Source organism: Pseudomonas sp. PLMAX (genome assembly GCF_046042685.1).
Classification (GTDB): Bacteria; Pseudomonadota; Gammaproteobacteria; order Pseudomonadales; family Pseudomonadaceae; genus Aquipseudomonas; species Aquipseudomonas putida_AE.
On record NZ_CP064950.1, the window covers coordinates 241,484 to 265,039 of the forward strand.

Sequence of the window (23,556 nt, forward strand, 5' to 3'; positions counted from 1 at the left end):
CGCCTCGGGAGGCTCCGTCCTCACTGCGCACCAGGGGGTTTCTAATTCTGATCTGATTGACTTCGTGGAATGATGAAATGACCTGTTATCCAGGAGAAGGTGCACAGAAGCCGTTCGACGGCTCTGATGCGTGTTTGAAGGGATCCGAGCCGCCTCCTCCGGCTCGTAACTGGCAGCATGCTGCGGCCAGAACGACAGTGGCCTATCTTCAGTCTTTCCACGAGCTACGTGATGCGCTCAGTCTCAAACTTTGGCCTGAGACCCGACGCGTCAAGCTAATCAATGACCTGGTCAAGCTGATCGAGACCCATTTCAGCGAGGAAAATGAAGTTGTGTCGAAAAAGATCTTCGATCACCTGAGCAAAGCCGAGGGATTCGATGTTGAGTTTGCCGTCTTCGAAAAAGACGAGGTGAAAGGCATGAAGGAAGATATCTACGCTGAAATTGAGGAAGCTCACCGGTTAGCTATTGCCGCGTAGAGCTCGCACCGCCAGCTCACGTCGATAGGCTCAGTCCTCAATGCGCACCTGAGGTTCTTAACTCCTCAGAAGAACCCCATAACGCTCTTGCAGGTTCCCAGATCCCTGAAGGTCGCATCCACGCTCTGAAAGTCAGTTTTGTCGACCAGAAAGACCTTTCCGTCCTTCGCTCGCAGTAGTAAAACGGTAAGGCTGGCGCCGGTGCCGAGATACAGCACGCCCTTCTCTCCCAACTCGCGTTCTTCAGTGTAGGCCACCATGTCCTCAGCGGTGTACAGCGAGCCCTGCTCCACTGTCAGGCCATCCGGGTGTTCGGTGAAATACTCCAGGAGGTCTGCCGGCGCCGGTGTGCCGTAAGTCTTCTCGAACCACTTGGGGAATTTCTTCATTTGTTGTCGCGCTCTGTACTGGGCTGATGCCTGATCATAACGAAGCCGCGTACCTGGACGCAAAAAACCCCGGCCTATGCAAGCGCCGGGGTTATCCATGTGTTCGGGTTCAGGCTTTGCTGGCGGTCGGTGCAGGTTTCGTATCCACACAAGCCTTCAGGGCCTCAAGCGTTGATTCAGGGAGCTTCTCGCGTGCTGTGCACACCGCATCAATCCAGTCCGGATACTTGTCGGTATTGGAATCGATGACTTCGAGCAGGCTGATGAGCGCGTAGCCATTTCTGGCGGTATGTTTTGCATGACCATTTCCTCCTGTTGGTCTGCGGCACACTTTATAGCCCGGCAGCCAGTTCAGCAAGTCAACTCAGCACCTTGGCGCAGATCAAACGCATCGTTGCCCCTTGGTCGCTTGTTAAAACGAGGGTTGCCCATATAGTTCCGGCGAGACGACCTGGTGAGCGCTACAACCTCGTTGCGCTCTGTGATGTAGCCGTTCTCATCGAACGTATCGACGACCCGCTCAACAAAGACATCCAGCCACTGCTCAACCCTAGAGTCTGTAGGCAGGGATTTTATAAGCATGCGAGGTAGGCTCGAAGAAACCATGTCGTGCTCATCGTCGTAATCATCCGGCACAAGATAACGAACCCGGTGGGTAGCGACGTGTTTATCAGCCACGGCCCAGCGGGTTACGACCGTAAATTCACGGACTGTTTGCGGCGAATTGATCAAGATGCCTTCGGCGCCCCATTCCGCATCTCGTCGACATGCAACCAAGTACTGACGGTTGCGATAAATCTGACACAGCGCGAGGTCGGTACCGCCTTGTAGAGTCAGGTCGAACTCGTTGATTGTCAGATCGAGCAACGCACACGGCTCGGTGGCAAGTATGCATGGAACGATATGGATAAACATTAAGCACCCCTGGGAAAAGACAAAAGCCTCACGCTGACTTAAAGCGCTGGTTCGATCAGCTGGTCATCAACCTGGCCCTACCGTGTTGCGGCTGATTCGAGTCGTTGGAGCCGCTCCGACAGGTCTTGGATTTTGTGGTTTACGTCAGTCATCAGCTTCGCAGCGTTGACACGGGAGAACAGCACTCGGTAAGTCTTAGGGCTATTTCCGATCTGTCGAACCTGAAACTCCACGGCAACACCGTCACAATCGATGACGCCACTGCACCCATCGTCGAACACCACATTTTTGGACACTGCATCGCACATATTGAAATGCGCCCCCAGCACAACATAGGCGTCTTCTTGCATATCTTGCTGGGCTTTAGCGGCGATCATATGAACTTCCCCGGACGCGTTCGTCAGCCCGAAACCTCGCCCTGCGATCAGATACAGCTCAGAAAGAGCTGACTTGGCGACTTCTGCTGCGATATCAGTGAAAATATTGTTGCTGGTCATCAGAATTCCTCTCAGTTCACAACGTCGCCTGCACGGTATCCGTCAACGGACTCAGCCCCGTTTTATCTCCGGGGCTCAGTCTGTTCAAAAGTGCCCCGCTTCGAGGCACTTCATGAGTGTTACGCCTGGGCGTTTTCAACCGCGATGGACTCAACCTTCTGGAAGCCCTGCGGCAGCTTGTTGCCCTTCTTGCCGCGCATGCCACGGTAAGCTTCCATGTCGCCAGACTTGATGGTCATGGTGCGCTTGCCGGCAGTCACAACCAGGTTGTCGTCCTTGGAGTGCACGATGAGTTGAATCATCAGTTCTTCACGTTTTTCCGCACGCTCGCTCGGAATGCTGATGATCTTGTTGCCCTTGCCTTTACCCAGCTCCGGCAGGTCGCTCACTGCGAAGGTCAACAAACGGCCTTCGGTGGTGATCGCAGAGATCAGATCCGTTTCCGGGTTCTGGATCAGTACCGGTACCGAAGAACGTGCACCGTTTGGCATGTTGAGCAGCGCTTTGCCGTTCTTGTTCTTTGCCTGCAAGTCTTCGCCTTTGACTACAAAACCGTAGCCAGCGTCGGAGAAGATCACGTACCTGGCGCTGTCGTCAGGCATCATCACCCACTCGAAAGACGCCGCTGGCGGTACCGACAACTTGCCAGTGAGTGGTTCACCCTGGCCACGGGCCGATGGCAGCGTGTGGGTCGGCAGCGAGTAAGTGCGACCAGTGGTGTCCATGAACACCGCTGATTGGTTCGAACGCCCAAGTGCGGCGCCTTTGAAGCCATCGCCGGCCTTATACGACAAAGCCTGGCCATCGATGTCGTGGCCCTTGGCGCAACGCACCCAGCCCTTATCGGAAAGCACTACGGTTACAGCTTCGGACGGCATCAGCTCGGTGTCCGACAGCGCCTTGGCTTCTGCACGGGTTACCAGTGGCGAGCGGCGGTCATCACCGTACATTTCAGCATCTGCCAGAATTTCCGAGCGTACCAGCCCACGCAATTTCACTTCGCTGCCCAGCAGCGCATTCAGGCCGGTGCGCTCTTCGATCAGATCCTTTTGCTCATTACGGATTTTCACCTCTTCCAGGCGAGCCAACTGACGCAGACGCGTTTCGAGGATGTAGTCAGCCTGCACGTCAGTGAGCTCGAATGTGGCCATCAGGGCCTGTTTCGGGCTTTCCTCGGTACGGATGATCTCGATCACCTTGTCCATGTTCAGGAACGCGATCAGCAAGGCGTCCAGCAGGTGCAGACGCTTGTTTACACGATCCAGGCGGAACTGCAGGCGGCGACGTACTGTGTCGATCCGGTAGTGCAGCCATTCGGTCAGCATATTGCGCAGGTTTTTTACCTGTGGGCTGCCATCCAGGCCGATGACGTTCATGTTCACGCGGTAGCTGGTTTCCAGCTCAGTGGTCGCGAACAGATGCTGCATCAGCTCGTCCAGGTCGACGCGGTTGGAGCGTGGGATGATCACGATACGGCAAGGGTTCTCGTGGTCAGACTCGTCACGCAGGTCGGCGATCTGCGGCGCCTTCGACGGCTTGGCCTGCATCATCGCTGCAATCTGTTCCAGCACCTTGGAGCCAGACACCTGGTGCGGCAACGAAGTAATGACCACCTCGCCATCTTCGATCTTGTACACGGCCCGCATACGCAGAGAACCACGGCCCGAGCTGTACATCTTCAGCAGTTCGGCCTTCGGCGTGATGATCTCGGCTTCAGTCGGGTAGTCCGGGCCCTGGATATGCTCCATCAGCTGTTCGACGGTAGCCATCGGCTCATCAAGCAGGCGCACACAAGCGGTCGCCACTTCGCGCAGGTTGTGCGGCGGCACGTCGGTGGCCATACCTACAGCGATACCGGTGGTGCCGTTCAGCAGAATGTTCGGCAGGCGAGCCGGTAGCGTGATCGGCTCTTGCAACGTGCCATCGAAGTTCGGGCCCCAATCAACGGTGCCCTGCCCCAGCTCGGACAGCAGAGAGTCAGCGTAACGCGACAGACGTGCTTCGGTGTAACGCATGGCAGCGAAAGACTTGGGATCGTCCGGCGCACCCCAGTTACCCTGGCCGTCGACCAGCGTGTGACGGTAGCTAAACGGCTGCGCCATCAACACCATCGCTTCATAGCAGGCTGAGTCGCCGTGCGGGTGGAACTTACCGAGCACGTCGCCCACGGTACGGGCTGACTTCTTGTGCTTGGAGTCAGCGTCCAAGCCCAACTCGCTCATCGCGTAGATGATACGACGTTGAACCGGCTTCAGGCCGTCGCCGATGTGCGGCAGTGCACGATCCAGGATCACGTACATCGAGTAGTTCAGGTACGCCGACTCTGTGAATTCGTGCATCGGGCGTTTCTCGACACCGTCGAGGCTCAGGTCTGTAACTTCAGACATTGGAATTTTCTCCATCAATTTGGTTGGCAGCCAGGATGACTTCTGGCTGCGGCAATACAGGTGGCTCTGGAATCAGGAAGGGCCCGAGCATTTACTTGAGTCTGTCACGCCAAGACCTCAGCCAAGTTGCCCTTGGTTTCGAGCCAGCTCTTACGGTCGCCAGCGCGTTTCTTGGCCAGCAGCATGTCCATGATTTCGCGGGTCGCATCGAAATCGTCCAGGGTCAGTTGCACCAGGCGCCGGGTGTTCGGATCCATGGTGGTCTCACGCAGTTGTGGCGGGTTCATCTCACCCAGCCCCTTGAATCGGGTCACCTGCGGCGTGCCGCGCTTATTCGAAGCCTTGAAACGATCCAGAATACCGTCACGCTCGGCTTCGTCCAGGGCATAGAACACTTCCTTTCCCAAGTCGATACGGTACAGCGGCGGCATGGCGACATACACGTGGCCAGCCATTACCAGTGGGCGGAAGTGCTGCACGAACAAGGCGCAGAGCAAGGTCGCGATGTGCAGACCGTCAGAGTCGGCGTCGGCGAGGATGCAGATCTTGCCGTAGCGCAATTCAGTGAGATTGTCCGAGCCTGGATCGATGCCCATCGCCACGGCGATGTTATGCACTTCCTGGCTGGCCAACACTTCGCCGCCGTCGACTTCCCAGGTGTTCAGGATCTTACCGCGCAGCGGCAGAATGGCCTGGAACTCTTTATCGCGAGCCTGCTTGGCGGAACCGCCTGCAGAATCACCCTCTACGAGGAAGAGCTCGGAGCGCTTGCTGTCCTGACCCGAGCAGTCAGCCAGCTTGCCCGGCAATGCTGGGCCCTGGGTGATCTTCTTGCGCTCGACGTTTTTGTTCGTCTTCAGACGGCGACGGGCGTTGTCGATAAACATCTCGGCCAGCGCCTGGCCCTTCTCAGGGTGGGCGTTGAGCCACAGGCTGAAGGCATCCTTCACCACGCCAGAAACGAACGCCGACGCACTACGCGAGGACAGTCGCTCTTTGGTCTGGCCAGAAAACTGAGCCTCCTGCATTTTCAGCGAAACAACGTGCGCAACCCTGTCCCAGATGTCTTCGGGGGTCAGCTTCACACCACGCGGCAGGATGTTGCGGAATTCACAGAACTCACGCACCGCATCAAGCAGACCCTGACGCAGACCGTTAACGTGGGTGCCGCCCTGAGCAGTCGGAATCAGGTTGACGTAGCTTTCCTGAATCAACTCGCCGCCTTCTGGCAGCCAGAACAATGCCCACTCGACCGCTTCTGTATCGCCGGCGAACTTACCGGTGAAGGGTTCATCCGGCATTTTCAGAGAATCGTTACAGGCATCAGCCAGGTAGCTGGACAGGCCGTCTTCGTACAGCCACTCGGTGATCTCACCGGTGTTTTTGTCTTCGAAACTTACGGAGAGGCCTGGGCACAGAACCGCCTTGGCCTTGAGCACGTGCTTGAGGCGGCTGACGGAGAACTTGGCGAAGTCGAAATACTTCGGGTCTGGGGCGAAATGAACGCTGGTACCGGTATTCTTCTTGCCAACCGTGCCGAGTACTTCCAGCTCAGTCGCTTTGTAGCCATCAGCGAAAGTGATGCGGTGAAGCTTCCCGTCCCGGCGAACCTGGACTGCTACGTGGGTCGACAAGGCGTTTACCACGGAGATGCCCACACCGTGCAAACCACCAGCGAAATTGTAGTTCTTGTTGGAGAACTTACCGCCTGCGTGCAGCTTGGTCAGGATCAGCTCAACACCGGAGACCTTCTCTACCGGGTGAACATCGACAGGCATGCCGCGACCGTCGTCGATGACTTCCATCGAGTTGTCGGGGTGCAAGATCACCTGGATCGACTTGGCGTGGCCGGCCATTGCTTCGTCGACGCTGTTATCGATGACTTCCTGGGCCAGGTGGTTTGGCCGCGTGGTGTCGGTGTACATGCCGGGCCGTTTACGTACCGGATCTAGACCGGAAAGTACCTCAATGGCATCTGCGTTATAGCTTGTTGGCTGTGTCATTGTGCTGGCTCTTTTTCTTCAACGATTCTTTTGATGGCGGCGCGTTCCAGGTTCTGTTTTTCCACCTTGGCTTGCTGCGCATCCACGATTTCTTTGATTTTGGCGATGTTCTGATCGCGCTGGCGTTCGATGGCCTCGATATGTGCCCGCACGCGCCTTTCGTCTTTGGTCAGCTCGGCAACATACGCATCAAAATCAGGAATCCGAGACTCAAACATGGCCATGGTCGAGGTGCGATAGTCAGGATCCATGATCATCGAGAACCGGTCGCGACTTTTGAAATAAGGATCCAGAGTGCTCCAGTACTCCAAGGTATGTTTGGCCAGTTTCAGGCTTGCAGCAGGATCCTTCTGGCGAGCCAGTGATTCCAGGATCTGATAGACCAAAATGCCCTTATCGCGATCACGTAGCTTGACGCCCTGATGTTCCTTAACACGGTTCAGATAGCTTACAGCGTGCTCATACGAGCGTGTAAAGAGCGCCTGACTTACCTTTACGGACGCAGCCGCTTCCGGTTGGTCTTGCACTACCCGGTTTACGAAGTCGTAAGCCAACTCGTATTGTTCGTCGGTGTGCTTGTCACTGTCATAGGTAACCAGTGCTGCCAGGGCACCCAGCGCCGACGACAGGCTTTCGCCGATAACGAAATCAACTTTTTCCTTCTCCTCGAATTTCTCGCGCAGGTCTTTAAAGACCGGCATCGCATCCAGAGCTTCCCGAGACGGTAGCGGCCTTGGCGACTTGGCGTAGCTACCGATGTGCTTAGGACTGCCTTCTACCATTCCACGGTAGGCGTCAACCGCGCTCAATGCCATGTAACCGGCGATGGTCGGCAGGCGATCCAGCGCTTTGATCATGGATTTGTTGAAATCATCGATCTCGGCCTGGGAGATCGGGCTGTCTTTAGGCTTATGGTGCGCCTTGTAGTAGTCGGTTGCCTGTTCGTAGGTGCGATAAGCTTCACTGGAATCCAGATGCGTGCGCATGATTCTGGATACTGGGTAATGCTCGGCCTCAGCCAGAAACGCCTGCAGACCACTTGGCGAACCCAAACCGAATCCCGCCAGATACAGTGGTGGATAGCCTTCTGGGTTCGGCTCGATGATGTTCAGGAAAGCGGTTACCACCCCAAGGAACTCGGAAGTAGTCTTCACCTGGGTGAAAGGGCTTTCGGCGACAATGCTGAGGGCGACTTCGGCTTTTTCAACGCTGATGCTTGGACGCTCATTTGACTTAATAAAGCCATACCCGGCCACGCTAAGAATAAATACAAAACCGGCACCGAAACACAGGGCCTGGATACCTGATAACTTTTTTGCTTGCGGCTTTAAGCTCACTGCTCGATTCCTTCTGCTGGCTTACTTAGCGCAAGCACTACTGATTGCTGGTTGGTCTTTTGTGGTTGCTGAGTCTGATAGCTCTGCTTGTAGCTTTTGCGCAGTGTCCTGAAGAAGAACATCGCCCTGTCACGCTCCAGCGCTGCCGTCACAACCTGTTGGGCGGTGCCATCGACAAATTCCTTTGCACCCCAGGTCTTGGTCATGGCCAGTAGGATCAGATAAGTGCCTGCTGGATCCTCAAGGCGCTTGATTCGCTTATCCAGCAGCTCCTGGAACGCAATGTAGTCAGCTGAGGTGAAGGGTGGCGTTTGCTGAGCACCGAATTTAACGGCTTCAAGGCATCGCTCGAAGCTCATCATCCAGTGCACACGATCCACGCCGGCGAGCACTTCAGATGTAACGTCGTACTCGCCCTGCCCTTTGGTCAGCGCAGCCCCATTGGCAATGATGTCCTGCATGAACGCCATCTCAGGCTTGGCGACACGACCATCAGCCAAGACCATCAACGCTGAGGCCGCGCCGAGAATCTCCGCTTGAGTCTTCACGTCAGCAAAGGGCGCGACGTTCAGAATATCGACATGCCGTTGCACATCAGCAACTGACGGCTGAGGCTTAAAATGGCTTTCCAGCGCATAGGCCGTTACGCCAAGCGCAGCTAGCACCGACAGGCAGAACACTGATTTTGTAATCCGGAATTTTGGCATAGCCTGTAATCTTCCAATCGCAAAAGCTTGCGCAATGCCGGTGGCATCGCTGGTAGGTGGCGAATTATCGCAACAATTTGCGCAATGTCAATTCTTGATATTTGTTTGCCAGCAAAAGCGCCATCAAGAGCCAAGCGTAGCCGCCGTTGGCGGAGATCCGACTCTCTCGATAAGCTCTAGAATCAGGCTTCCGCGACATCATCAATGACTTGCATCAGGCGTTGAATCTCAAGTTCGTGCCGCTCATAGTGGGCGTTGAACTTCTCGATCTGCACTAAGCGCTCAAGTGCCAGCGTGGTAATCGTTTCAACGGTTTCGCCAGTGATGACGAGCAGGTTGAGAAAGACGTTGAGCAGGTTCAGGCACTCGTTCCGGATCATGGTCAGCGGCGAGTTTGAGGCCATGTGATCAATGTCCTCGACGACCTTGGCCAGCTGCCCCATCGATTTGATCCCTTCGTCCAGGCATTCCTGAACGCCCATCGGGGTGAACCTCAGGTGATCCATGATCAGCGCGTTGCAGACATTCATCATGGACATCACCACAATGAAACCGTCGATGCTCTGGGCCTTGATCAGCTTCAGGTTGTCGTTGAAGGTCAAGTCCTGGGCGGCGCCGTAGATGCGTTAGATGTACTTGCACTGGTGCAGCACCAGGTGCTTCAGCCGCTCAGGCTTGGCCAAGGTGTAGATGTCGGAGTGAAAGATCCGATCATGCAGCTCCTGGCGATATTGGAGATCGTCGATCAGAGGGCGCATCTCTGGCGGTATACCCTTCGTTGGCTGTGTCATTTTTACCCCTTTAAATCGTCGTAATGAGTTGGAAATGCTATGCTTTGCGCCTGATCACAGGCATAGGAGCCATATTTTGACCGATATTCAACGCGACCAGGCTGTATGGATGCTTTACCAGGGCTACTGGCGTTGCGTCTATTTCAAGTGGCTCAGCGGTACCACTCATTTCTTTAGCGTTGGCCGTAAGATGCAGGCCACCCTCTCCGCAGAACGCAGCGCATGCTACACCTCGGCCAGAGCCGGGCTGAATGCAGCGTTGGCGCCGAAAGACACGCGCAACCAGATTCGTTACATCCTGGAGCAGTTGGTGTTATCCAGCCGAGACTGCTCGTGCTTTCCGCAAAACCTGTTGGCCTGCCGCCTGAGAATGCTGGGCGGAAGCCAGGACACGGTCAGCCGCGTGTTGAGTGGAACGACGCCGGTACCGGAAGCCATGGCCGAGGTTATGGAGCTGTCTGATCAGCAACAGGTAGCCTAAATTGAGTGAAGGAGTACTTCGGTACTCCCTTCTCCCCCCTACGCGCTTGCCTTTTCGTTCAGCGCCTTGATCTGCAGCTGTGTTTGAATCCACGACCAGCCAACCACCTCCTCAACATAAATGTCGAATGTCGCAGCGTCCAGGCCGGCTTTTACTAGCCAGTTCCCCTTGCGTGGTTTCGCATCAGGTCTGTCCTTGTAGGTGACTTTCACTGTCCAAAAATCACCGCAATGTCTGTTCATTGTTATCGAATCGACCTCTCGCCCTTCCGGACGACATCCATTCGCTTGATCCATTACGTAAGCCCGTAGCAAGGGCCCGAACGATGCAAAGCGGTCAGTTTTTCCCATGTGTACTCCGTTTCCTCTAGAGACCTGTAGGTGATATCAGAATGATTTTCAGACGGCAGTATCGCCATAGCTGGCGAAGCCGTCAATTCATGTGAATTATCAGGACTTCGAACGGAGCCAAGACTGGCCATTTAATGGCCTTTGTGGGATAATTCGTTGATTGGCAACAGCGTTGCCTTCTACTCTTTAGGTGACGAAATGGACTATTCACTGCTTACCGAACTGGTGCCCGCACCCGGCGCCGAAATCAATTTCAAGCGACTCCTGGAAGTGATTCCACTGCTGGCGCCTCTGGCCACCACCCCTCAAGACCCGGTGTTTCATGCCGAAGGTGACGTGTGGACGCATACCAAGATGGTGTGCGTGGCGCTGGTCAACAGCCAGCCATACGCCGATGCGTCTATCATAGATCGCTTTGTGCTGTTCTACGCAGGCTTGCTGCATGATATTTCCAAGCCAGACACCACCGTCATTGACGAAGTGAGCGGAAAGATCAGCCAGCCAGGCCACTCACGACGCGGTGCCATTGACGCTCGCATTCTGCTTTGGCGTGCCGGCGTGCCTTTCGATATGCGCGAAACCATCTGCCGAATCATCAGCGTGCATCAGGTGCCGTTCTTTGCGCTGTCTGGCGACCGTCGTGGCACCCCACCTGAGTTCACTATCGCCAAGCTGTCCTGGGAGCTTCCGATTTGGATGCTCTGCGCCGTGGCCACCGCCGACATTGTCGGTCGTACCTATCACGGCAAGCAGGCGGTGCTGGATGAGATCGAGGTGTTTCGTCTGCTCGCTGAGGAGTTAGGTGCTTTGAATGGGCCGGTGCAGTTTGCCGACCCGTACACGCGTCAACGCTACTTCGCCGGCGCCAACGTGCAGCCAGAGTACGCCCTCTTCCGCGAGAAGGTTGGCTCGAAGGTGATCGTGATGTCGGGGATGCCCGCCAGCGGCAAGAACACCTGGGTGGAGAAGAACGCACCAGGGCTGCCGGTCATCTCTTTCGACGATGCCCGCGACGAGTTGGGGCTAGCCCACGGCAAGAACGAAGGAATGGTTGCCCATCATGCTTTCGACATGGCCAAAGAGTTGCTGCGGGCCGGCAAGCCATTCGTGTGGAACTCGACGCACCTGAGCAACCAGATGCGAACGAAAACCCTGGATCTGCTGCACGGCTACCATGCTGATGTGCGCATTGTGTACCTGGAGCACCCCGAGGACGTGATCTACGCCAGGAACACCAAGCGTGACACCTCTCTGCGCAACAAGGACATCACCAAGATGCTGTTTCGCTGGGAAGTGCCGGTACCATCGGAAGCGGCGACAGTCGAATACATCGTTGAAAACGCTAACCCGGTGAAGCGCAGAATAAAGTAATCTGAAGCGGGCCTGCTCGGGCCCGCCCATTAAAAACTTCTAAGTGCGAATGTCTTGTGTTACATACTGATTAAATAGACTGGCAGCAAGCTTGTTGTCATCCGGTGGGAACCCATTGTTCGGTTCTGATAAATACTTGTCGTTTATTTCAAATACAGCATCAATGGTAGCCATCGAACGGCTGACGAACATTGGGATCCAAGCACCAGACTTGGTTATATGGAGAACACCAACATATGTGGCAGATTTCCCGTTATCAGTTGAAACACTAATACTGTCGTTGTAAAACAAAACCGCTCTCTCCCAGCGATCATGGAGACAGTGATTTGCAACAGCCTTCATCAACCAATCGTTTTTATCTGAATCCCGTGGCGAATCAAAGAAAAATGCGCGAACTTTATATCCCTTTGGGGATAATAGGTTAAAGCCTGCAGGCGAGTTCCAGCCCGCTATTTTTTGGGAGCCTTCTATTATTGGCCACCCCATTGACTCACAAAATTTTATGCACCCACTTGGGTCGACCTTATGTTTCATTAAGCATCCTTAGCTTATAAATTAAGTCTAAATCGCCTGCTTTTGCCGCAAAGCTCCAAAGCATACAGCAATAACCAAATATCTGCAAAACAACTTAAAATCAGTAGCTTTGTATTACGCTTCTAGTGATTTCTGTTCACCTTCCCGGCATCCTTGAATCGGTCAGGATCTTTAACGGCCAGATCAGCTGGAGTGGCTGGTCGCTCGATGCTGATATGAGTACCCACAGGTTGAAGAGAGCCTATTGGGGGCTTCACACTCAGCACTGAAAATCGCCGTTTCATTGTTAAATCATTGCCATCTCGGTTGATGACCTCATCCACAACAAAGCCGCTTAGTTTCGCAAGCGCCTGGCAGTCAGCCATCGAATTGCAAACCATAAAATTCGGGACTTTTGCCATTGTTTTTGCAGTGCCCATGACAGCCAACCTTTTGCAGATCCTAAACAGGAAATGGTAGCTGTAGTGGCAGTTCATTGACGTCGATTTGTTCATCGAAATGGCTATCAGACCTATTCCAAAATCGAACTTCCCGATGCGTAACGAATCAACAAGGTAGCCAGCGTCAAAGTAATAACGCTGGCGCTGGCCGGGCCTATGGGTTTTGCTTGGCCTCGTTCCCAATATACTTGCCCCCGAAAGCGTAAGCCGCCCCGATGGTTTCGCGGATTCGTCGGTCAAGACGGTTAGCCTCTGGATCTTTGAGCTGAAAGTCCTGCTCAACCCAGGCCTTGGTCAGATCGCTGAGCAACTCATGGCTGTTGGCCTGTGACGCCTCCTTGGTGAGGTACACCAGCGCCCCTACAGCGTAACCAACATCCTTGATCGACAGTGGCTCCTTGGTCGTGGCTGAGTACTGCTGCAGCACGCCGGAGTACCAGTCATAGGCCTGGCGCATCTGCACCTGGTCGAGTTCACCAAGCCTTGCGGTTAGCTCTGGTGCAATCAGTGACTTCTGGCCGGGCAGCGGTTGTCCTGGAACAGTAAAAGTGGCTTTACCGAAGGTCGCCTCAACGAACGCCAGCTCGCCCTCTTCCCGTCGACCGTCGACGTTCACCATCAATGCCGAGATGGCGCCGGCCAACGCGGACGGGTTGGACTTGATGTTTGTCAGCAAACGCACCTGCTTCTGCAGGCCTTCACTGGTCAAGAGCTGGGCGTGTTCGGTTTCAGCCTTGGCGGTGTGGCTCTGAAACAGGGAATGACAGGTGGCGCCGGCGATGAAACTAAAGCCGATAATCCCCACAGTTTTGAGGCTGAGACGCATAGAAAGCTCCTTGTGGTCGTGGCCCATGGTCACGCGTTGCCCTCTTCCCGTCAATTATCTCCATATCTTTGAAGGGAAAAAAAGGCCGGAGGTGTTATCCCCGGCCTCTGGCTATTCGAACCGAACGTTATTCATCGACCTCGACAGTGAACGTTGACCGTCCGCTTGCCTCGAATCGCTTTTTCAACTCAGGCCGTAGCACCTCGATGAAGTTTTTGCTGTTGTGCGAAGCCTCATGAATCAGGGCGTCGAGGGACTCGTGCCGACTGTAGTCCTCTCCCGCTTCACGCATCTTGTCCTGATAGGCCTCCTCCAAGATGTCCTGATCCCTTACGAGCAAGAGCCTGGCCAGATACCGTAAACATTCCCGCTTGGTCTTACCTGATGCTAAGCCGTGGTCGTAGTCATCATGGTGCAAGATCCAGCACGATGAGTGCTTGTCGATGTAGAAACCTTCGTAACTCATTCTGTCCATAGCTTGGTTTCAACAGGTGCAGGTGGGTTTGCTGCGGCTTCAGCAGCTTCAGCTTGCTTGCGCTTTTCGATGGCATCGTTGCGACGACGAATGTAATCCTCGTTCGGCTCTTCCATGTACTCAGGGTCGAAATTGCGATGAATCACGTAGATGCCGTTGACCTTCAGGATCAGTGACGAGGTGATAAACGACGTCGCGATGCCTGTGGTGGCCATCTCGAGCCAGCGGAAGGCATGCCAGGCCACAATCCAGTCTGCATCGAAGGCGTCTGGCCAGGTCGAAACCACCCAGCGGTTCATGAAAATCGTCACCACCGTGAAGATCACAACCAAGATGGTCTCAGCCAGCCAGGTTAGCCAGATCTGCTTCGTGTGTTTATCGAATGCAGGCAGGCCTACGGTCAGGTTGTCCTTCATACGCTTTTTCAGAGCGACAGACTGATCAAGTTTGGAGCCGGCGTAGCACCACGTTGCCAGGATGTTCACGAACGGAATGAGCACTAGAATGCCTACGGTCAGCAGGGCCTTAAAGCGTTGCACGGTTGACCAAAAGGCCATGAATTTTTTCATTTCAGCGCCGATCTCACAGGTGATTTGAGGGGGTTGTGCGCGTAGGGCGCGGTTTGGAGCACGAAGCCTATAAGCTGACTGCACGCACTGTCAATTCATGCCTATTGATTGATGGCCATATCGCACCATGTTAAAGTGATATCCACCCAAACCTCCAAGGAATTCAGCATGTCCGGTAAGATCACCATGCAGGCCCTCGCTCTAAGGCAGCTGTCAGTCATCCTTGATGATGAGCAGGCGCTCAGCTTGTGGGAAGAAGTTAAAACCGAACTTATACAGCGCGACATGGCGAACACCGTCAAAGAGGTTGAAGGCAGCACAACCGGCAACCTTGACACTTACCCAAGAAATGACGTCCTGCTAGTGTTCGCAGTCATCATGACCGACCACGAAGACTGGCCATGCAACGGCGACCGCAAAAGTCACGGAGACTTCGTGAATCAGTTGGTTGCGACCCTCAAAGAGCGCGGGTACACGCCGGCATGACGGCGCCCTCCCTCCCCCCTGTCATCACCACATCCTCAAGGCTCTATCATGCCCCTACCCGATAAATTCAGTGTCAGCACCTACAAGGGCCTGCTCATGGCCAGCGTGGCGCTGCTGTCTTTCGTGGTTCTGTTCTTTGTGCCGGCGATCAGTCAGGATCCGGCCTATCACCTGTTTGTGGATCACCGACACTTGCTGGGAGTCGACAACTTCTGGAACGTCGCCTCGAATCTGCCGTTTGTGTCGCTGGGTATCTGCGGCCTGGTGCTGACCTACTTCGTGAAGAAGCGCCGGGCCGGGGTTATCGCTGCAGATGAGGCAACGCCCCTGTTTACGACGTTCTTCATCGGTATCCTGCTGACCGGCTTCGGCTCGGCGTACTACCACTACAACCCGACCAACCTGACCTTGGTCTGGGACAGGCTACCCATGACCATCTCGTTCATGGCCTTTTTCTGCATGGTCATTGGTTACCACGCGAGCATGACCTTGGCAAAAGCACTGCTGGCGCCGCTACTGCTGCTGGGTGCTGCATCGGTCTGTTACTGGTGGTACACCGAGGCAAACGGCCACGGCGACCTTCGCCCCTATGTCCTTGTGCAGTTCCTGCCTATCGTTTTGGTGCCGATCCTCATCAGCAAGACCAAGGCAGAGTTTTTGAAGTCAAAAACCGTCTGGCTGGTGATCACTTATTACGCCTTGGCGAAGGTGTGTGAACACTGGGATGGCGCGATCTATGAGGTATTCCTCTACCTGAGTGGCCACTCGATTAAGCACATGATCGCGGCCCTGGGCGCCTATGTGGTGTACGTGCACCTCAAGCGTGACTTCAGGCAGGAAATGGCAGCCAGGACAACTCGCTAACCCTGGTCATGCAAGGTCGGTTACTCAGCTATGTTGGCCGGCCTGCAAGCCTCAAGCAGGCAATCTAGACGGTCGCAAGGAGATTTAAAGCTTCTATCCCCCGCTGCTCCACAGCAATACTAAAAGAAAATTGCCAGTGAGCAGCGGTAGAGTCAGTTCAAGCTTCATCAGGGACAAGGACTCGCTGCTCCCAAGCAAAGGGGGTATCGGTGCAGCCATGCTCATCATGGTCTTCGACCATTCTGCGGAAGCTGGGCGTTACCAGCGCCGTGGTGATCCAAACAAGGCCTGAGCTTAAGGCTCGGGGCGTAGCGTGTCTGTTGACGGCTGCGTTGGCCATGTCCTCAATTCCTGCCTTGGCGCAAACGCCGCCCGTAGCTCCGGCGAAAGCCAGCCCTGAAGTCAGTTTTCCAGGTAACCAACCGGCGACGGCAAGTATTGGGCGTTCAGATCAGTTGTTCTACGGAGCGAAGGCTTCATCCGAGGTCACCCGCAAGCTTGCCTATGAAACCATGATTTCGAATGCCGCCGAGTTGCCGCCCAGTGGCAAGCTCAAGGCTGTGAATCGGTTTTTCAACGATCAGATCCTCTACCAGACCGACCGTGCGGCCTGGGGCAAAAAGGACTACTGGGCAACTCCTAGCGAGACCTTGGCCAAAGGCGCCGGTGACTGCGAAGACTTTGCCATCTCGAAATACTACGCTCTGAAAGAGCTTGGGCTGGATGAAAGTAAGCTCAAGATCGTTTACGTCAGATCAAACCAGTTCAAGGATCCGCACATGGTGCTGGCCGTCACCGGCAAGCCGGGCGGTGATCCTCTAATCCTGGACAACATCGCCAAGAACATCTCCACCCTCTCCAACCGCACTGACCTGACGCCGGTTTACGCTTTCAATGACTCTGGGCTCTACATGCCCAACGATGACACCCTGATGGCCGGGCCTGAGCGTTTATCCAAGTGGCAAACCGTCATGACCAAAGTCGCTGGCGAACAGCGAAGTGCAAACCTGGCCTCGAACAACGACGGCAAGCCCTTGGATATGTCCATGCTATCGACCGGTGAGCTCAAGTCTTCCAGCGACATTGGCCAGCATCTCAGGGCGGATTTGCTGTCTCAAAAGGCACCTATCTCCCCCGAGAGGACGAAGGTCGACCGATGTGAGTTCGGCCCAAGCTTTGGCGGATGCTAGAGATAATCGTCTTCCCTAGTGCTGCAAGATCGGGTTTCCTCGGGCGTGCAGCGACAATTCTCGCGAGCTTCTGAGTCCGCTTGTTGCCAGGCAGTAGGGTTTTCTTGGCATCGGCGAGAGGATTTTTGGACTTCCCAAAATCAGCCATGGTTTGCGTGGCGAAGAAGGTGCCACCGACCTTCCTGCCAGAGCGGAACATCGAGGTGAGCGAGCCTGTATCTTCCCTCGAAACTGGATTGTGTACGTACTGGTAGATCCCTTCGGCCCGGATGGCATCCATCTGTGCACGCTTCTCGCGGAAAGAATTCAGCTCAGATACATTCTTCCTTTGGCTTTCAAGCGCCTTGAAGAACCCGGAAACCTCATCGTGGATTTCGGTGATGTTCATGGTTTCAAGCAATTCAACCTGCACCGGAGTGAGCGCCTCACCCGCCTTCGTGGCATCCATCAGGATCAGTAGCTGTTCGACGCAAAGCATCACATCCCTCATTGAGGGGTGATCTGACCTAGTCACTTCCCTGCCAGCTGAAAGCCGGTTCAGAGCAAAGATCAGGCTGCACAAGTACGACGGCACCCGCTCTGGCCCAAGTTGATCATCGCCCAGGTTTGCACGGTAAGCGTTCGGATGCTGGTTGGCATTGAAGTAGTACATCCAGCCAAGGGTTTGCGGGGTGAACATACTGAATTGCGGGAGCATAGGAGCAATCAGATCCCCCACTCGCTGACAATTCCTTTGGCTATGGTTTTCCTCCATGAGCCTGCTGTCCGGATCAAAGTCGCCAGAAACCCCTGAGTTATCCAGCATCTGGGCTTTAACGTGTTCATTGAGGTTGACCGATGAGTATTGGCTCAGCGCCAAAGCCAGCTTAACGAGCAAGCCGTCGCTGTAAGCCTCCACAACCGCGTTCTCAGCCTGTTTCGCTCTAGCATCGATCTGTGCCAACAAATGCTCATGAAACGCCTTAGACCAGGCAGGGAATGACTCCTGGGTGTCTTTGGTTGGCTTGTCGGTGAAGTCTGCGACAAGGTCATGGAGCACGGCAGGCACGTTCGACTTGTTCATCCAGGCATTGTTGCGGATGTAGGTCTGGCCATACTCAACGAATGTGTCCTCGGGTGGTAGCAGGGACTCAGCCGGTGGCTCATCTGATCCAGTCATGTAGTTGATCAACTGCAAATCATGAGCGCTAGAGCTTATCTTGCAGCCCTCGATCTTTGCCGGCGCTAGCTCTGTTCTGCAACCATCATCACCTGTATCGCTGAAGCCCTCCTCAAAGTGAACTGGCTGACCGAGCATAATCATCAGCTTGGCCTGGTGGATGCGGTCAGAGTCACGCTGGAACTTGTAGGGGATCATGCCGCCAAGTGGATCATTGAAAATGCGGTATGCCCCACCGATGTTCAGGAGCTGGATCCCTTCTCGGTGTTTGTCGTAGCCGCTTACCGCCTCCAGTAGGCCTGTAAATGCTTCTGGAATCAGATGTTCCCTGAAGAACTTGAGCCTTCGCTTGTCTTTGGTCAGCTTGCGGTAACCCGGCAGGTCAACGAGTTTGTCATCCAGGTCTTTGGGTAGCAGCTTGAATTTCTTGCGCAGTCGATCAAAGGTGAACCCGCGACCATCGCTCAAAAGGGCCAGTTCGAAAGGTGGTGCGCCGGCATCCAGCAGCTCGGGGGTTTCCTTGATCCAGTTACCAAACAGACCTTGCCCGACGTAGTAACCGTATTCGTCCTGGATGTAGAACATACCGTTGGTAGTCCGACTCCCCTGCGCCTCTTCCAGGGCTTCTTTACGACCCTCATTGGTAAACCGGTCAGCCGCGAGGTACTTCAGGTCGTCTGACGGGAAGATCTCCAGCAGTTTGAAATAGCTCAATAGACCCGCAGCGAAAGCGTTCCAGAGGATGGCCTCCTGTAGACCAGCGCGGCTTATCGGAGAATCCTCGAAGGCCGACCACTCCCCTACGCAATCAAGCAGCGTGAAATGATCGTCATACCCAAAGAACTTGGCTACGGCATCCTCAAACGGGCCAGCCGGCAACTGCTCTGCAGGCCAGGAAGCCTGGAGCTTAGGAGTGATCCGAGAAAGGAAGTGCTGGAGATCGGTTTGCTCGAGTGGGATGCGCATGGGTTGCTCGACTGGCAAGCCCGGTACGCGTGAGCGCCGCCCCCGTTGTTACAGCGGAGGGAATCCAGGCCTGGTGGTTAAAATCAGGCCTGGAGTATTCTTAATTATCTAACAATTGTCAAAAATTGACAGGTGCGCCACGGGGCATTACGGGGACGGTGAGTCGTCCAGTTCGCGCTTTGGTGCTGGCGGAATCGACACTACACCTTGTGCGTCAATCTCGAACAGGGTGATCACCGCTGTAGGCGTCTCGGCATCGTAGAAGAACTCTCCTTCGTTGGTCGCTTTAAAGATCTTGGAGGCCGGCACGCGGGCCATGGTTACGTGTTGCGGCTCACATTCGTAGATGGCGGTCGTCACGGCGTGATCCAAGGTCATCCGAAGCATGCGTTCTTCGGGGCTGCGGGCCTGATTGCCCTCTTCGTAGTCGTTGAGCACCCGCTTTGCAAGGCGCGGCAATGTGCGGTACACCGCTATGTAGGCGTAGTCCATAGGGAACAGGTGCTTTACTTCGGTGCTCATCGCCCGGATCAGGGAGTATTCTTGCGGAAACGCGATGTCTTTGAGGCACTCGCCACGGTTGCGCTCGCGGCGTTCCTGGATCGAAGCTGGATTAAGCAGGTGTCCAAACTTCTGCTGGAGCTCGTCTTCGTAAAAGCGAGCGCCCACCAGGGTGCCCTTGGCCACGTAGACTTCGTTGCTGCCGGAAGACTCGCCGGAGATGATGTCGGCTTCGTCGTAGCTGTAGTCCAGGATCACGTCCTTGTCGTCAGTGCCCTCGACGTAGTACTGGAGGAAGTTCAGGTCGGTGCCCAGGAAGAAACCGCCGCGACCGGCGCCACCGGTATTGACCGATCCGATGGTCAGATCCACCGGCCAGCGCATTTCAAGGGTCTGCGCCTTGAGATCCTGCATGCTGAAAGAAACGACTCTGTGACCTACTGGCATCGAAAACCTCGGAACGATTCTGGGGACTTTCCCCGGCGTTGATCTCCCATTATTCACTGTGCAGCCTGGCCAGGCCAAGAGGATTCGAGAGAGGTCGCACCTTCCCCGGAACGGGGCCTCCCATGGCGAGCATCGCCATGATAGTCTAATGCCATTACTTTCAGTGAGGCCTGCAATGGACTCTGTGCTCAAAGCTTTGTATCCAACCAAAACCGAAAATGTGATCGACGTTGTTGAGGCCTGTGGGCACGACATCACTCCCTGGGGGGTCAATCAGGACGGTTCGGTGGTTAAAAATCCCAGTACCAACCAGAACCGGGTGCACAATTGGGCGTTTGAATATCCTGGCCAGCTCAGCTTGGTGCTTCTGTGGCACAAGAAAATGCGTGTAACCGAGGCAGGTATCACTTACACCATCGCACCGTGGGATGAATTTCATCGTTACAAAGCTGAAGGGGCCCCAAAGCGAGCACAATCAGCCAAGAAGCTGGCTGCTATCCTATTTCAAGCTCATCGAGAAGAGCAGAACCTGCATGTGGCCATCGTAGCTCCAGACCCGCAAAAGTCAGAGGACGCCACTGATAGCGTTAAGTATCGGCAACTTGACGACGAACTCTGGCATGTTGGCCGGTTTGACCAAGACTCAATGGAATTCGACATCGTCCGTGGGCCGCGCAAGGTCGAGGACTCCGTACAACAACTCGTGCTGCCGGCGCCTACGGAGGAAACCTACAGCGTGGGCGTCGTGGATCAGTTCATTGGCTCAGACAGGCCGGACACGTATGAGATCAACGGAACGGTTTGTCGACGAGACCCAAAGGTTCGCCAGGCAGTGATGCAGCGTTCAAACGGAGATTGCGAACACTGTGGCCAGAAAGGCTTTAAGACCATTGGCGGCGAATACTTCCTGGAGTCGCACCACGTGATCCCCTTAAGCGAGGGAGGGCCCGATTTGGAAAGCAACGTCATGGCGCTCTGCCCTGCTCATCACCGGGAAGCACACTTTGGCATGGAAAGGGATAGGTTGCGGGAGCTGCTGCTGGAGGGCTTAGCGAAGATGGGGTATTGAGGGATGGCCAAGTGACCGATAAAGCTACTCCAGGGCCGAGCGGCCCTGGAGATCTGGGATGTTACGCCGCTTTGTTGATCAGCGTGGTGACATTGAAACCTTCGGATGCTGGGGATGCATCACCCATCGAGGCGCTGTAAACAGCGAACAGGCTGGTCAGATCCTGGTTAATGTTGATCCACCAGTTCAGGATCTGCAGGAAAATATCGTTCATCGGCTTTTTGACCGCGATCTTTTCGGCGCTGATTGCTTCACGCATGCCAGGCAGTAAACGCACGACAAACTTGTTGATCTCGCCACCGCGCTGCGAGCGCTCACGGCTGTGAATTTCAGTGAACTTGTCGAAACCGACTTGGGCAACCAGCAGTTGCTGGAATTTCAGCAGATCAGGCTTGTGCAGCAGCCAGGACTCAACAGCCATGACAATTTCGCTGTTCGTGCTGCGGTGGCTGCGCTCGGCCAGATCGTTGATGGCCTGGTTCAGGTCTTTCGGAATCCTGATCACGAATTTGGGGGCGGAGCGAGACGGGCAAGTGTTGGCGGCTTTGGTGCTTGTCATGTGGAATTTCCGTGAAAAGTCTAAAATTCTTGGGCTCGGGACTGAGTAATGGTTCCCTGATTTCGTTTTGGTATCATGGCCCAAAAAACCAAACATATCAATAGTATTGACAGGAAAAATCTGTTGCGGCGCACTCAAAATTTTTGAGGTGCGCGCAATGGCCCGTTCTAGAGGCCGCCTTAAAGGTGATATCGACCTCATTGCCAGCGGGTCATATCCTGACATATATTCAATGAATAATGCCTAAACCAGGGGCCATCATGCCACCGAATCAACACAATGCAGCTGTACGTCTGGAAAGCCACAGCATCGGGATCGCTCTCGATCCGGAGTGCAAGCCGGTCTGCCTGATTCTGAGCTACGACACGCTTGAAATGTGCGCAGAGATTGCCTTCAGGGGCCGCACTGCACAAATCGATGAAGGTGACCTGCTGATTCACTCCCCTGTCGGGAGCATGCGCATGGTCAATGTTGGCCAGGCTGTCATCGATGCCGGTGAGTTGAAGCTCCCCATCGTGGTGCTTGATCCCCAGAACGAACGCGAAACTCAGATCGACGTCTGGGTCAGCTAATGACCCGCAACACATAATAACAATTGTCGTTCGAGCGACAGGGAAGAAATATGAACAACTGGAAGTCGTCGTTGCTGGACAAGCTAAACGTTGGATCGGTGACCTCTTCTGAACGCGGCCCAGGTGGGCTCGTGAAAGGAATGATTCTCGCCGCCACTGTTGCAGTTGGTGTCGGAGCTATGAGCCCAAATGCGTATGGGGATGAGATCAAAAAGCCAGAGCCAACTGGATTCGCCAAAATCTGGAAAAGTGTCGTGCACGTTGATGACCTGATCCTCGATCCACTCCGCGAAAAAGCATTCGGCGCCGTCTTTAGCGAAGAGCGATTGGAAGCCGCGCAAGCCAATGCGGAATATATCGACAACAGCCCAATTTCAACAGGCATACACACATTGGGTCTTGCCACAACTGCACTGGCTGCGGCGGCGGCAGCTCCTGCGATGGGCGCCTGGATGATAGTTAAACAGGCTGATGACACGTACGAGTTCATTCAGGATAAGCAGTACGAGAATGTTAACCTGAAAATGGCCGAGGTCTCGGAACGCACCCAGAGTATTTATGACGCTGAGGTAGCGAAAATACGAAACGCTGATCCGGCTTATCAGCAAATGCTTGCGGATCGCCAGGCGATGGACGATCAATACAAAGCGGCTGTGGCGGAGTATGAAGGTTCGAGATCCGAGTCAGATCTCGAGCAGACCAGCGCAATCGCAGCATCCGCTGACCTGCCCACGTCCACGGCTAACCTCGACGCCCTGTTTCCGAAGGAAAAGGCTGTTGAGCACGACAGAAGCAGCGAGTTGTCACGCTGATCACCAGAAGCCGGCATACCTCCTATGCCGGCAACTCCCCTTTCCTGACCGACACCAGATAGCCGTCAGAGACGAAAGTCGACCCGCCCAGTACCTCACCAAACTTTCTACCGCCGTGCTCAATCCCGTGGAGTGCGAGATACTTCACCAGGTCTTTCCAGCTGATTGTCAAACCACTGGTATGCGGCCCCCTGGTTAAGGCGAAACGATCCTCCTCGGCATAGCCGAAATCCCCTGCCTTAGGAGAAGTCGGAAATTCCGACTTTTTGCACAAAGTCAATAAGCTGCTGATTTTATTGATAAATTTCATTGAGTGGCTCCTAGCGATTGATTTGGTCACAAAAATGGCCAGCAAGGCTGGCCATGTACTGGATTGCGGT

General features: G+C 54.8%; 29 protein-coding genes. 9 read left to right on the forward strand and 20 right to left on the reverse strand.

The annotated features are described in order from the left end of the window. Positions 1-77 precede the first annotated feature (77 nt). On the forward strand, positions 78-479 hold the full coding sequence (locus DKB71_RS33755) for a hypothetical protein (RefSeq protein ID WP_408602048.1): 402 nt from the start codon (positions 78-80) through the stop codon (positions 477-479). A gap of 65 nt (positions 480-544) precedes the next feature. Here DKB71_RS33755 and DKB71_RS33760 read toward each other — a convergent pair whose 3' ends face one another. From DKB71_RS33760 to DKB71_RS33805, 10 genes are all read right to left on the reverse strand, one after another. Continuing rightward, positions 545-868 carry a hypothetical protein gene (locus tag DKB71_RS33760; protein WP_408602049.1) on the reverse strand — a complete coding sequence of 108 codons (324 nt, stop codon included), beginning with the start codon at positions 866-868 and terminating at the stop codon, positions 545-547. 109 nt (positions 869-977) lie between these two features. Continuing rightward, a complete protein-coding gene (locus DKB71_RS33765) occupies positions 978-1,226 on the reverse strand; it encodes a hypothetical protein (RefSeq protein ID WP_408602050.1) in 249 nt (82 codons plus the stop codon). Beyond that, positions 1,220-1,783: a DUF6012 family protein gene (locus DKB71_RS33770; protein ID WP_408602051.1), complete on the reverse strand. Its 564-nt coding sequence runs from the start codon at positions 1,781-1,783 to the stop codon at positions 1,220-1,222. The genes DKB71_RS33765 and DKB71_RS33770 overlap by 7 nt, the downstream gene beginning before the upstream one ends. Positions 1,784-1,860: 77 nt before the next feature. Further along, positions 1,861-2,280 carry a hypothetical protein gene (locus tag DKB71_RS33775; protein WP_408602052.1) on the reverse strand — a complete coding sequence of 140 codons (420 nt, stop codon included), beginning with the start codon at positions 2,278-2,280 and terminating at the stop codon, positions 1,861-1,863. Between the two features lie 119 nt (positions 2,281-2,399). Beyond that, positions 2,400-4,667, reverse strand: a complete 2,268-nt coding sequence (parC, locus tag DKB71_RS33780) for a DNA topoisomerase IV subunit A (protein ID WP_408602053.1) — start codon at positions 4,665-4,667, stop codon at positions 2,400-2,402. 104 nt (positions 4,668-4,771) lie between these two features. Next, positions 4,772-6,670: a DNA topoisomerase IV subunit B gene (gene parE, locus DKB71_RS33785; RefSeq protein WP_408602054.1), complete on the reverse strand. Its 1,899-nt coding sequence runs from the start codon at positions 6,668-6,670 to the stop codon at positions 4,772-4,774. Next, positions 6,667-8,007, reverse strand: a complete 1,341-nt coding sequence (locus DKB71_RS33790) for a hypothetical protein (RefSeq protein WP_408602055.1) — start codon at positions 8,005-8,007, stop codon at positions 6,667-6,669. Before DKB71_RS33790 ends, parE begins: the two co-directional genes overlap by 4 nt. Continuing rightward, positions 8,004-8,714 carry a hypothetical protein gene (locus DKB71_RS33795; RefSeq protein WP_408602056.1) on the reverse strand — a complete coding sequence of 237 codons (711 nt, stop codon included), beginning with the start codon at positions 8,712-8,714 and terminating at the stop codon, positions 8,004-8,006. The genes DKB71_RS33790 and DKB71_RS33795 overlap by 4 nt, the downstream gene beginning before the upstream one ends. A 182-nt stretch (positions 8,715-8,896) precedes the next feature. After that, positions 8,897-9,316, reverse strand: coding sequence for a hypothetical protein (locus DKB71_RS33800; RefSeq protein WP_408602057.1), 420 nt, complete (start codon positions 9,314-9,316; stop codon positions 8,897-8,899). A gap of 24 nt (positions 9,317-9,340) precedes the next feature. Continuing rightward, positions 9,341-9,505: a hypothetical protein gene (locus DKB71_RS33805; RefSeq protein ID WP_408602058.1), complete on the reverse strand. Its 165-nt coding sequence runs from the start codon at positions 9,503-9,505 to the stop codon at positions 9,341-9,343. 76 nt (positions 9,506-9,581) lie between these two features. Between DKB71_RS33805 and DKB71_RS33810 the strand changes: the two genes are divergently transcribed. Further along, positions 9,582-9,986 carry a hypothetical protein gene (locus tag DKB71_RS33810; protein WP_408602059.1) on the forward strand — a complete coding sequence of 135 codons (405 nt, stop codon included), beginning with the start codon at positions 9,582-9,584 and terminating at the stop codon, positions 9,984-9,986. A gap of 38 nt (positions 9,987-10,024) precedes the next feature. Here DKB71_RS33810 and DKB71_RS33815 read toward each other — a convergent pair whose 3' ends face one another. Then, a complete protein-coding gene (locus DKB71_RS33815; protein ID WP_408602060.1) occupies positions 10,025-10,336 on the reverse strand; it encodes a hypothetical protein in 312 nt (103 codons plus the stop codon). A 198-nt stretch (positions 10,337-10,534) separates the two neighbouring features. Between DKB71_RS33815 and DKB71_RS33820 the strand changes: the two genes are divergently transcribed. Further along, a complete protein-coding gene (locus tag DKB71_RS33820; protein WP_408602061.1) occupies positions 10,535-11,707 on the forward strand; it encodes an AAA family ATPase in 1,173 nt (390 codons plus the stop codon). A gap of 39 nt (positions 11,708-11,746) precedes the next feature. Here the strand turns inward: DKB71_RS33820 and DKB71_RS33825 are convergent, their stop codons facing one another. The 5 genes from DKB71_RS33825 to DKB71_RS33845 all read right to left on the reverse strand — a co-directional run bounded on the left by DKB71_RS33825 (position 11,747) and on the right by DKB71_RS33845 (position 14,551). After that, entirely contained in the window at positions 11,747-12,241 is a 495-nt protein-coding gene (locus DKB71_RS33825) for a hypothetical protein (protein ID WP_408602062.1), read from the reverse strand. Between the two features lie 122 nt (positions 12,242-12,363). Beyond that, a complete protein-coding gene (locus DKB71_RS33830) occupies positions 12,364-12,660 on the reverse strand; it encodes a hypothetical protein (protein WP_408602063.1) in 297 nt (98 codons plus the stop codon). Between the two features lie 175 nt (positions 12,661-12,835). Beyond that, on the reverse strand, positions 12,836-13,507 hold the full coding sequence (locus DKB71_RS33835; RefSeq protein ID WP_408602064.1) for a hypothetical protein: 672 nt from the start codon (positions 13,505-13,507) through the stop codon (positions 12,836-12,838). Positions 13,508-13,634: 127 nt separating this feature from the next. Next, positions 13,635-13,973, reverse strand: a complete 339-nt coding sequence (locus tag DKB71_RS33840; RefSeq protein ID WP_408602065.1) for a hypothetical protein — start codon at positions 13,971-13,973, stop codon at positions 13,635-13,637. Further along, positions 13,970-14,551, reverse strand: coding sequence for a hypothetical protein (locus tag DKB71_RS33845; protein WP_408602066.1), 582 nt, complete (start codon positions 14,549-14,551; stop codon positions 13,970-13,972). Before DKB71_RS33845 ends, DKB71_RS33840 begins: the two co-directional genes overlap by 4 nt. 168 nt (positions 14,552-14,719) lie before the next feature. On the opposite strand from DKB71_RS33845, the gene DKB71_RS33850 reads away from it, so the two are divergent. From DKB71_RS33850 to DKB71_RS33860, 3 genes are all read left to right on the forward strand, one after another. Continuing rightward, positions 14,720-15,037, forward strand: a complete 318-nt coding sequence (locus tag DKB71_RS33850) for a hypothetical protein (protein ID WP_408602067.1) — start codon at positions 14,720-14,722, stop codon at positions 15,035-15,037. Positions 15,038-15,085: 48 nt separating this feature from the next. Further along, entirely contained in the window at positions 15,086-15,901 is an 816-nt protein-coding gene (locus DKB71_RS33855) for a ceramidase domain-containing protein (RefSeq protein ID WP_408602068.1), read from the forward strand. A 338-nt stretch (positions 15,902-16,239) separates the two neighbouring features. Next, positions 16,240-17,091 carry a transglutaminase-like cysteine peptidase gene (locus DKB71_RS33860; RefSeq protein WP_408602069.1) on the forward strand — a complete coding sequence of 284 codons (852 nt, stop codon included), beginning with the start codon at positions 16,240-16,242 and terminating at the stop codon, positions 17,089-17,091. Here DKB71_RS33860 and DKB71_RS33865 read toward each other — a convergent pair. After that, positions 17,027-19,216: a hypothetical protein gene (locus DKB71_RS33865; RefSeq protein WP_408602070.1), complete on the reverse strand. Its 2,190-nt coding sequence runs from the start codon at positions 19,214-19,216 to the stop codon at positions 17,027-17,029. The two genes, DKB71_RS33860 and DKB71_RS33865, sit on opposite strands and share 65 nt — an antisense overlap. A 147-nt stretch (positions 19,217-19,363) precedes the next feature. Further along, the gene (locus tag DKB71_RS33870; RefSeq protein WP_408602071.1) at positions 19,364-20,131 is read right to left on the reverse strand and encodes a hypothetical protein; all 768 of its coding nucleotides are present in this window, start codon (positions 20,129-20,131) and stop codon (positions 19,364-19,366) included. A gap of 208 nt (positions 20,132-20,339) precedes the next feature. On the opposite strand from DKB71_RS33870, the gene DKB71_RS33875 reads away from it, so the two are divergent. Beyond that, positions 20,340-21,233 carry an HNH endonuclease gene (locus DKB71_RS33875; RefSeq protein WP_408602072.1) on the forward strand — a complete coding sequence of 298 codons (894 nt, stop codon included), beginning with the start codon at positions 20,340-20,342 and terminating at the stop codon, positions 21,231-21,233. 61 nt (positions 21,234-21,294) lie between these two features. Here DKB71_RS33875 and DKB71_RS33880 read toward each other — a convergent pair whose 3' ends face one another. Next, positions 21,295-21,993 (reverse strand): Arc family DNA-binding protein, encoded by a 699-nt coding sequence (locus tag DKB71_RS33880; protein WP_408602073.1) that lies wholly within the window; start codon positions 21,991-21,993, stop codon positions 21,295-21,297. A 59-nt stretch (positions 21,994-22,052) separates the two neighbouring features. Between DKB71_RS33880 and DKB71_RS33885 the strand changes: the two genes are divergently transcribed. Both DKB71_RS33885 and DKB71_RS33890 read left to right on the forward strand, forming a co-directional pair. Then, positions 22,053-22,364: a hypothetical protein gene (locus DKB71_RS33885; RefSeq protein WP_408602074.1), complete on the forward strand. Its 312-nt coding sequence runs from the start codon at positions 22,053-22,055 to the stop codon at positions 22,362-22,364. A gap of 50 nt (positions 22,365-22,414) precedes the next feature. After that, on the forward strand, positions 22,415-23,176 hold the full coding sequence (locus DKB71_RS33890; protein ID WP_408602075.1) for a hypothetical protein: 762 nt from the start codon (positions 22,415-22,417) through the stop codon (positions 23,174-23,176). A 22-nt stretch (positions 23,177-23,198) separates the two neighbouring features. Here DKB71_RS33890 and DKB71_RS33895 read toward each other — a convergent pair whose 3' ends face one another. Next, positions 23,199-23,486: a hypothetical protein gene (locus tag DKB71_RS33895; protein ID WP_408602076.1), complete on the reverse strand. Its 288-nt coding sequence runs from the start codon at positions 23,484-23,486 to the stop codon at positions 23,199-23,201. Positions 23,487-23,556 lie beyond the last annotated feature (70 nt).

What these genes read in the sequence shown, in the direction of transcription:
- DKB71_RS33755 (WP_408602048.1), top strand. Translation starts at nt 78, where the DNA reads ATGACCTGTTATCCAGGAGAAGGTGCACAGAAGCCGTTCGACGGCTCT.
- DKB71_RS33760 (WP_408602049.1), bottom strand. Translation starts at nt 868, where the DNA reads ATGAAGAAATTCCCCAAGTGGTTCGAGAAGACTTACGGCACACCGGCG.
- DKB71_RS33770 (WP_408602051.1), bottom strand. Translation starts at nt 1,783, where the DNA reads ATGTTTATCCATATCGTTCCATGCATACTTGCCACCGAGCCGTGTGCG.
- DKB71_RS33775 (WP_408602052.1), bottom strand. Translation starts at nt 2,280, where the DNA reads ATGACCAGCAACAATATTTTCACTGATATCGCAGCAGAAGTCGCCAAG.
- parC (WP_408602053.1), bottom strand. Translation starts at nt 4,667, where the DNA reads ATGTCTGAAGTTACAGACCTGAGCCTCGACGGTGTCGAGAAACGCCCG.
- parE (WP_408602054.1), bottom strand. Translation starts at nt 6,670, where the DNA reads ATGACACAGCCAACAAGCTATAACGCAGATGCCATTGAGGTACTTTCC.
- DKB71_RS33795 (WP_408602056.1), bottom strand. Translation starts at nt 8,714, where the DNA reads ATGCCAAAATTCCGGATTACAAAATCAGTGTTCTGCCTGTCGGTGCTA.
- DKB71_RS33805 (WP_408602058.1), bottom strand. Translation starts at nt 9,505, where the DNA reads ATGACACAGCCAACGAAGGGTATACCGCCAGAGATGCGCCCTCTGATC.
- DKB71_RS33815 (WP_408602060.1), bottom strand. Translation starts at nt 10,336, where the DNA reads ATGGGAAAAACTGACCGCTTTGCATCGTTCGGGCCCTTGCTACGGGCT.
- DKB71_RS33820 (WP_408602061.1), top strand. Translation starts at nt 10,535, where the DNA reads ATGGACTATTCACTGCTTACCGAACTGGTGCCCGCACCCGGCGCCGAA.
- DKB71_RS33825 (WP_408602062.1), bottom strand. Translation starts at nt 12,241, where the DNA reads ATGAAACATAAGGTCGACCCAAGTGGGTGCATAAAATTTTGTGAGTCA.
- DKB71_RS33830 (WP_408602063.1), bottom strand. Translation starts at nt 12,660, where the DNA reads ATGGGCACTGCAAAAACAATGGCAAAAGTCCCGAATTTTATGGTTTGC.
- DKB71_RS33835 (WP_408602064.1), bottom strand. Translation starts at nt 13,507, where the DNA reads ATGCGTCTCAGCCTCAAAACTGTGGGGATTATCGGCTTTAGTTTCATC.
- DKB71_RS33840 (WP_408602065.1), bottom strand. Translation starts at nt 13,973, where the DNA reads ATGAGTTACGAAGGTTTCTACATCGACAAGCACTCATCGTGCTGGATC.
- DKB71_RS33845 (WP_408602066.1), bottom strand. Translation starts at nt 14,551, where the DNA reads ATGAAAAAATTCATGGCCTTTTGGTCAACCGTGCAACGCTTTAAGGCC.
- DKB71_RS33850 (WP_408602067.1), top strand. Translation starts at nt 14,720, where the DNA reads ATGTCCGGTAAGATCACCATGCAGGCCCTCGCTCTAAGGCAGCTGTCA.
- DKB71_RS33855 (WP_408602068.1), top strand. Translation starts at nt 15,086, where the DNA reads ATGCCCCTACCCGATAAATTCAGTGTCAGCACCTACAAGGGCCTGCTC.
- DKB71_RS33860 (WP_408602069.1), top strand. Translation starts at nt 16,240, where the DNA reads ATGTCCTCAATTCCTGCCTTGGCGCAAACGCCGCCCGTAGCTCCGGCG.
- DKB71_RS33865 (WP_408602070.1), bottom strand. Translation starts at nt 19,216, where the DNA reads ATGCGCATCCCACTCGAGCAAACCGATCTCCAGCACTTCCTTTCTCGG.
- DKB71_RS33870 (WP_408602071.1), bottom strand. Translation starts at nt 20,131, where the DNA reads ATGCAGGATCTCAAGGCGCAGACCCTTGAAATGCGCTGGCCGGTGGAT.
- DKB71_RS33875 (WP_408602072.1), top strand. Translation starts at nt 20,340, where the DNA reads ATGGACTCTGTGCTCAAAGCTTTGTATCCAACCAAAACCGAAAATGTG.
- DKB71_RS33880 (WP_408602073.1), bottom strand. Translation starts at nt 21,993, where the DNA reads ATGAGGTCGATATCACCTTTAAGGCGGCCTCTAGAACGGGCCATTGCG.
- DKB71_RS33885 (WP_408602074.1), top strand. Translation starts at nt 22,053, where the DNA reads ATGCCACCGAATCAACACAATGCAGCTGTACGTCTGGAAAGCCACAGC.
- DKB71_RS33890 (WP_408602075.1), top strand. Translation starts at nt 22,415, where the DNA reads ATGAACAACTGGAAGTCGTCGTTGCTGGACAAGCTAAACGTTGGATCG.
- DKB71_RS33895 (WP_408602076.1), bottom strand. Translation starts at nt 23,486, where the DNA reads ATGAAATTTATCAATAAAATCAGCAGCTTATTGACTTTGTGCAAAAAG.